Source organism: Trueperaceae bacterium, assembly GCA_031581195.1.
GTDB lineage: Bacteria > Deinococcota > Deinococci > Deinococcales > Trueperaceae > SLSQ01.
In genome coordinates this window covers 1-6892 of the sequence record JAVLCF010000117.1, presented here as the reverse complement: position 1 = coordinate 6892, position 6892 = coordinate 1, and the positions used below count along the sequence as shown (strand labels likewise).

At 77.6% G+C, this 6892-nt stretch carries 8 protein-coding genes and 1 tRNA gene; 5 read left to right on the top strand and 4 right to left on the bottom strand.

The window, feature by feature from the left end; translation table 11 throughout:
* A partial coding sequence (locus RI554_09770; protein ID MDR9392301.1) for a hypothetical protein occupies window positions 1–330 on the top strand: 330 nt, incomplete at its 5' end.
* 69 nt (window positions 331–399) lie between these two features.
* On the opposite strand, the gene RI554_09765 is transcribed toward RI554_09770, so the two are convergent.
* A complete protein-coding gene (locus RI554_09765) occupies window positions 400–717 on the bottom strand; it encodes a zinc ribbon domain-containing protein (protein ID MDR9392300.1) in 318 nt (105 codons plus the stop codon).
* An 81-nt stretch (window positions 718–798) separates the two neighbouring features.
* A tRNA-Ser gene (locus tag RI554_09760) sits at window positions 799–890 on the bottom strand.
* A gap of 180 nt (window positions 891–1070) precedes the next feature.
* Between RI554_09760 and RI554_09755 the strand changes: the two genes are divergently transcribed.
* Window positions 1071–1718 (top strand): DUF2847 family protein, encoded by a 648-nt coding sequence (locus RI554_09755; protein MDR9392299.1) that lies wholly within the window; start codon window positions 1071–1073, stop codon window positions 1716–1718.
* Window positions 1719–1770: 52 nt separating this feature from the next.
* On the opposite strand, the gene RI554_09750 is transcribed toward RI554_09755, so the two are convergent.
* The gene (locus RI554_09750; protein MDR9392298.1) at window positions 1771–2022 is read right to left on the bottom strand and encodes a hypothetical protein; all 252 of its coding nucleotides are present in this window, start codon (window positions 2020–2022) and stop codon (window positions 1771–1773) included.
* A 31-nt stretch (window positions 2023–2053) separates the two neighbouring features.
* Window positions 2054–3061, bottom strand: coding sequence for a threonine/serine dehydratase (locus tag RI554_09745; GenBank protein MDR9392297.1), 1008 nt, complete (start codon window positions 3059–3061; stop codon window positions 2054–2056).
* 74 nt (window positions 3062–3135) lie between these two features.
* Between RI554_09745 and RI554_09740 the strand changes: the two genes are divergently transcribed.
* The 3 genes from RI554_09740 to RI554_09730 form a co-directional block, all read left to right on the top strand.
* Window positions 3136–3615 (top strand): 2Fe-2S iron-sulfur cluster-binding protein, encoded by a 480-nt coding sequence (locus RI554_09740; protein ID MDR9392296.1) that lies wholly within the window; start codon window positions 3136–3138, stop codon window positions 3613–3615.
* Entirely contained in the window at window positions 3612–5789 is a 2178-nt protein-coding gene (locus RI554_09735) for a molybdopterin cofactor-binding domain-containing protein (GenBank protein MDR9392295.1), read from the top strand. The genes RI554_09740 and RI554_09735 overlap by 4 nt, the downstream gene beginning before the upstream one ends.
* Window positions 5786–6892 (top strand): XdhC family protein (locus RI554_09730; GenBank protein ID MDR9392294.1); only part of this gene is annotated, 1107 nt, incomplete at its 3' end. The genes RI554_09735 and RI554_09730, both read left to right, overlap by 4 nt.

Below are 6892 nucleotides of genomic sequence, written 5' to 3'. Positions count from 1 at the left end.
ATCTACCAGCCCGGCGAGGACGGGCGCGGCGTCGTCCAGACCGACGTCGTGACCGTCGAGACCGACGGACCGTACGTGACGGTCACGTTCCGCGACGCCGACGCCCTGCTCACCGGGTTCCGGCGCGGCTCCACCGTCGAGCTGACCGCCGGCAACGCCGAGCGCCGCATCTGGTACGAGCTCGACTGGTCCGGCAGCGACCGGTTCGACGGCACCCTCCGCCGCACCGAGGGTGACGACCGCATCCACGCGACCCTCGAGGCGACCCGCGTCGCGGCCGACGCCGAGGGCGCCGGCACCGCCAGCGACCTGTTCGCCGTCCCCGACTGACGCCGGCCGGGCCCCCACCCGTTCGGCCTGCGGGCCGCGTCCGCCCCCGCGCCCCGCGCGGGGGCGGCGTCACGTGGGCGGGAGGGTCGGGGGCGGCCCGCCGTCGCGAGGTTCGACGTCCAGAAGCCCGACGTCGCGCCCACAGTGCGGGCAGGCGGTCGCGTCGTCCCGCACCAGCTCGCGGCAGTGCGGGCAGGCGCGCCACCCGCCGCTCGCGACGAGGCGCGCCCGGACCGCGTCGGGCGTCGGATCGATCCACCACACGTGCAGCAGCGCCACCGGCCAGATCGCGACGCCGTAGAGGAACCACACCCAGGCGCGCCGGCCCTTGCGGGCGGCGAGGTAGGCGATGAGGCCCCCGAGGAGCCCCCAGACGATCCACGTCACGCGCGCAGGATGGCACGCGTCGCGGGGGCGGGGGGTGCCACGACGTCGGCCGGCGTCCCGGGGGACGCCGGCCGTACGGGCTGGCGGAGGGAGAGGGATTCGAACCCTCGATGCCGTTTGCACGACATACGCGCTTTCCAGGCGCGCTCCTTCAACCACTCGGACACCCCTCCAGGGGCCGTGTTTCGCGCACCCGCGAGTCTAGCAACCGGGGGGGAGGGGGTCAACGAACGCCGCCGTCGCCGACGCGGCCGCGATCCCGGAGCGTTCGTGTCAGGATGGGCGCGCCGGCGACGTCGGGCTCTGCGCCGCACGCGTACCCTGAGCGCCGGACCGCCGAGAGGAGGCACCCCATGCGAGACCGCATCGTGAATCTGACGAGTCCCGAGGACGTGGACGCGTTTCTGTCCGACCACCCGACCAGCATCGTGTTCAAGGCCGGGACGTGCCACAAGACCATGCAGGGCTTCGGCTTCCTGCAGGAGTGGCTGGAGCCGCGCGAGGACCTGATGGTCGGCGTGATCCGCGTCGTCGAGGCCCGCCCCGCCAGCAACCTCGTCGCCAGCAAGACCGGCATCCGGCACGAGAGCCCGCAGGTCATCCTGTTCCGCGACGGCGAACCGGTGTTCGACGTCGACAACTGGAACATCACGCACGACACCCTCCAGGAGGGCTTCGCGCGCCTGCCGGCCCAGGGGGACGCGGTGCAGACCGGCGCGGCGCAGGGCAGCGACCTCGCGCCGTACCTGCAGGTCCTCGAGCAGTACCTGCACGGCGAGATCGACGACGCGCAGTTCGAACTGACCTACACGACGATGTTCCGCGACGACGCGAACCTGCGCCCCAACGCCGAGGTCGAGATCCTCGGTTCGATCTTCGGGGACGTCGACCAGCGCCACGCGACGATGCACATGATGATGGCGGGCCGGGGTCGCGACCCGCAGCTCGAGGCGCGCGCCCGCGCCGCCTACGACCGCCTGAAGGCGCTCACCCCGGCCTGAGGCCGGGGCGTCGGCGGCGTCGGTGTCGGTGGCATCGATGTCGGTGGCGTCGTCAGCGACGCCGTTCGTTCGCCTGCACGAACCGCTCGAGGGGGTCCGCCCCCGACCGCTCGACGCGCGAGCGCGCCTCACCGCCCGCCGACCCGTCCCGCCCATCGCGGGGCGTCGGCGGGCGCGCGCGTGCGTCGTCCTGCGGGTCGGGCCGGCGCGACCGCCGGGCGAGATCCAGCGTCCGCCACGTCGCCCACGCCACCGCCAGGAAGGCGGCGAAGGCGAGGCCGATGACGGCGGTCAGGAGCGGCACGCCCCCATGCTAGCCCGCCGCGCGGACGTCGTCAGGGGCGAGCGTCGGGCAGCGGCCGGGTGGCGAGCGACGCCAAGCGGTCCGGTGCGGCGTTCCCGCCGCTGATCACCAGCACCGTCGGCCCGTCGCGGAGGGTCACGCCGTCCACGCCACCGCCCGCCGCCGCGAGCCGCCACCAGGCCGCGAGCGTGAGCGCGCCGGTGGGTTCCACGACCTGCCCGCCGACCTGCAGCCACCAGGCGGCGGCGTCGAGGATCGCGTCCTCGTCGACCGTCACGATGCCGTGCAGGCCGTCGCGCAGGATCTCGAACGGGACCGCCCCGAGCGCCTGCGTACGGACGCCGTCCGCGACGGTGCGCGTCACGTCCGCCGCCGGCCAGGTGACGCGCTCGCCGGTCCGCAGCGACGCCGCACCGTCGGCGGCGAGCGTCGGCTCGACGCCGATCACCCGCGCGCCGGGCGCCCGCTCCTGGAGCGCCAGCACCGACCCCGCCGACAGGCCGCCCCCGCCGACGCACACCAGGACGTTCGCGACGTCCGGCAGGTCGTCGGCGACCTCCCACGCGGCGGTGCCCTGCCCCGCCACGATCCACGGGTGATCGAACGGCGGCACCAACGTCCCCCCGGTCGCGTCCACCGCCTCCTGGGCGACGGCGGTGCGGGCGGCGTCGTCGTTCGCGCAGCGCACCACCCGCGCCCCCCACGCCGCGGTCCGCGCGACCTTCACGTCGGGCGCGCCCTCGGGGATCACCACGGTGGCCGGCACCCCGAACGCCGCGGCGGCAGCGGCGAGCGCCTGGCCGTGATTCCCGCTGGAGTGGGTCACGACCCCCCGCGCGCGGACGCCGGGGTCCATCGCGGCGAGGGCGTGCATCGCGCCGCGCAGCTTGAACGACCCGGTGCGCTGGAGGTTCTCCGGTTTCGCCCACAGGGCCGGCCCGACGCGGGCCGGGCCGGCGTCGGCGAGGGGCAGCAGCGGCGTGCGGTGGATGCGTCCCGCGAGGCGCGCCGCCGCGGTCCGAACGTCGTCGGGGGTCATGCGCGGCATCGTAGCCCGCCGCGTCGTGCGCCCGCTTGCGGTCCTCCCGCCGGCCGCCGTCGTACGCTCCTCCCATGACCGAGCTCCGCGTGAACGGTCGACCCGTCCAGGTCGACGCCCCCGACGACGAACCGCTCCTGTGGGTGCTCCGCGACGACCTGGCGCTGCCCGGGACCCGCTACGGGTGCGGGGCGGGCATCTGCGGCAGCTGCACCGTGATGCTGGACGGCGCCCCCGTCCGGTCGTGCCAGACCCCCCTCTCGGTCGTGGCGGGCCGCGAGGTCCGCACCGTCGACGCCCCGCCCGAGCCGGGCAGCGTCGCGGCGCACGTCCGCGCGGCGTTGCTCGAGCACCAGGTGCCGCAGTGCGGGTGGTGCATGTCCGGCTGGCAGATGCAGGTCACCGCCGCGCTCGAGTCCGATCCGGGCGTGGACGACGCGTCCCTGATCGCCGGGCTGGACGCGAACCTGTGCCGCTGCGGGACGTACGCCCGCCTCCGCCGCGCGGTGCGCGACGCCGCCGCCCGCGTCCGCTCCGACGCGGAGGGCGCGTGAGTCCCCGACGCGGCCCCCGCGTCACGCGCCGCGGCTTCCTGATCGGGACGGCCGTCGTCGGGGTCGGGGCGTGGGTCGGGTGGCGCTTCGGGGTGCCGGCCGGCCGCCTCGCGATCGCGCGGGCGCTGGACGGTGCCGCCCCGCCCGGCGGGATCGAGGCGCCACCCGACGCGTGGATCGAGGTCACGACCGCCGGCGTGACGCTGTACCTCGCGAAGGTCGAGATGGGGCAGGGGATCCACACCGCCCTCGCGCAGATCGCGGCGGAGGAGTTGGAGCTGCCGCTGGACCGGCTCGCGGTCCGTTCCGCGCCGACCGACCGCGGCCTCGACGACCGCAACGGGACCGGCGCGAGCGCGTCGGTGTCCGGGAGTTGGGGGCCGCTGCGGGAGGCGGCGGCGCTCACGCGGGCGATGCTGCGGGCCGCGGCGGCGGAGGCGTGGGGCGTCGACGCCAGCGGCGTCGTCGCCGACCAGGGCCGCCTCGTGCATCGCGAGCGGCCGGGGGAGACGCTCGCGTACGAGGACGTCGCCGACCGCCTCGATCCCGAGGCGGCGCCCGACGACGTCCCGCCGTTCAAGGCGAAGGGGGCGTACCGCGAGATCGGGCGGGCCCGCCCCCGCGTCGATCTGGCGGAGAAGTTGGCCGGGACGGGGGGGTACGGCCTGGACGCCCGCATGGAGGGCATGCGCTACGGCGCGGTGGCGCGCCCGCCCCGCCTCGGGGCGCGCCTCGCCGCCGCCGCGCCGGGGGGCGCGCGGGAGGTGCCCGGCGTCACGGACGTCGTGATCGAGGACGGCTTCGCCGGCGTCGTCGCGACCCGCCGGAGCGCTGCGGCGAAGGGCGTCGCGGCGCTCGACCTGACGTGGGAGGGGCCGGAGACGCCGGTGACGCAGGCGGCGGTGGACGCCGCCTGCACCGTCCGCGGCGACGAGGACCCCGGCGCGGGCGTCGTCGTGCAGCGCGACGGCGACCCCACGCGGGCCCTGCGTGGACGGACCGACGTCCGCGCGTCGTTCCGAACGGCGATGGCGGCGCACGCGCACCTCGAGCCGCAGGCGGCGTTGGTGCACGTCGCGGAGGACCGCGTCGAGGCGTACGTCGCGACGCAGAGCCCGACGTTGGTGCGCGACCTCCTGGCCGACGCGACCGACCGCCCGAAGGAGGCGGTGTCGGTCACCGCGACGTGGTTGGGGGGCGGGTTCGGGCGGCGCCTCAACGTGGAGGTGGCGACCGACGCCGCGCGGCTCTCCCGGGCGAGCGGCGTGCCGGTGCACGTCGCCTGGACGCGCGAGGAGGAGTTCCGGCACGGGTACCTGCGCCCCCCGGTCCACAACGTGCTCGAGGCGCGCCTCGAGGACGGGCGGGTCGCGGCGTGGCGGCACCGACAGGCGAGCGGCGACGTGGCGTTCCCCTTCCTCCCCGCCGCCGCCCAGCCGCTCCTCGGTGCGGACTTCGGGGCGTGGCGCGGCGCGACGTCGCCGTACGGCGGCATGGCGCGCCGCGCGACCGTCGCGGAGCGCGTGGAGCTCCCGGTGCCGACCGGCTGGTGGCGCGGTCTGGGGTTGCTGCCGAACGTCTTCGCGACCGAGAGTTTCCTGGACGAGCTTGCCGCAGCCGCCGGGGCCGACCCGCTGGCCTTCCGCTTGGCGCACCTGAACGAGGACGAGGACGACGTGCAGCGGCGGTTGGCGGGCGTGCTCCGCGCGGCGGCGGAGGCGGCGGACTGGGGCGGTCCGCTCCCCGCGGGGCGCGGGCGCGGGATCGCGACGTCGGTGGACGTCGGGACCTGCGTCGCGCAGGTGACCGAGGCGTCGTTCGCCGACGGCGCGCCGACGCTGCACCGGGTGGTCGTCGCCGTCGACCCGGGGGTGGTCGTGAACCCGGACGGCGTCCGCGCGCAGGTGGAGGGGTCCGTCGCGTGGGGCGTGTCGTCGCTGCTGCACGAGGCCGTCACGCTGGAGGACGGGCGGGTGGCGCCCGGCAACTTCGACGCCTACGCCATCGCGCGGGCGAGCGACGTGCCGGACGTCGAGGTCGTGATCCTCGAGGGCGACGACGTGCCGCACGGGATGGGCGAACCGCCGCTCGGGCCGGTGGCGGCGTCGATCGCGAACGCGGTCGTCGCGGCCGGCGGGCCGCGCGCGCGGAGCCTCCCGGCCCGCTGGACGTGAACGCCGCCGGTCGGGGGCGCGTCGGCGCCCCGCGGGAGGTGGGGGCCGCCCTCGCGGCGCAGCTGGAGGCGGGCCGCCCGTCGGTCCTGGTGACGCTGCTCGCGCGCGAGGGACACGGCTACGCGGAGCCCGGAGCGCAGCTGCTGCTCGCGTGGCCGGCGGCCGCCCCGTTCCCGGACGGTCCGCCCCCGACACCGGTGGCGGGCCGCCTGTCGGGCGGCTGCCTGGAGGCGGAGGTCGCCGCCCGCGCGCGCGCCGTGACGCGGGGCGCGCCGGCGCGCACCTGGCGGCTGGATCTCCGCGACGACGACCCGGTCGGGTTGGGGGTCGCGTGCGGCGGCGTCCTCACCGTCCTCGCCGAGAGCATCGATCCCGCCGGGGGGGACCGGTCGGCGTGGCACGCGTGGGCGGACGCCCTGGCGGCCGGCCGTCCTGCGCGGCGCTGGGGGACCGACGCGGGGACGTGCGCGTGGGCGACCCCCGAGCGGCGGATCGTTTCCGACGGGGCGCCGCCCTCGCTGCGTCGCGCGGCGGAGGGGGCGCCGCTCGCGCCCGCCGCGCCCGACGTGCGCGCCCGCCTGCGACCGGTCGACGGGGGGTGGGCGCACGTCGCGCCGGCCCCACCGGAGCTGGTGCTGGTCGGGGCGGACGCCGACGCGGTCGCCGTCGCGCGCACCCTGACCTTCCACGGCTGGGACGTGACCTGGTTCGCGCCGGCCCGCGACGCGCTGGCGGCGGCCGCGGACGCCGTCGCGGCGGCGGCGGGGCGCCGGCCGGCGGTGCGCACGCTCGACGCGCGCGGCGTGGCCGCGACGGCCCTCGCGCCGGACGCGCGGGTGCTGGTGGCGTCGCACCGCCTGGAGTTGGACGCGGCGGGGATATTGGCGGCGTCGCGCGCCGGGGTGCGCTGGGTGGGGGCGGTCGGGAGCCGCGCGCGCTCGGGGGCGTTGCGCGCGGCGGCGGCGACCGAGCTCGGGGGGGCCGCGGCGGACGTCCGCCTCGAGGCGCCCGCCGGCCTGGACGTCGGGGCGCGCGGGCCGGAGGAGATCGCGACCGCCGTCGCGGCGCGCCTCGTCGCGGACCTCCGTGTGGCGACGGCACCG

Excerpts from the sequence above, each read along its gene's own strand:
- RI554_09755 (MDR9392299.1), top strand. The coding sequence starts at position 1,071 with ATGCGAGACCGCATCGTGAATCTGACGAGTCCCGAGGACGTGGACGCG.
- RI554_09745 (MDR9392297.1), bottom strand. The coding sequence starts at position 3,061 with ATGACCCCCGACGACGTTCGGACCGCGGCGGCGCGCCTCGCGGGACGC.
- RI554_09740 (MDR9392296.1), top strand. The coding sequence starts at position 3,136 with ATGACCGAGCTCCGCGTGAACGGTCGACCCGTCCAGGTCGACGCCCCC.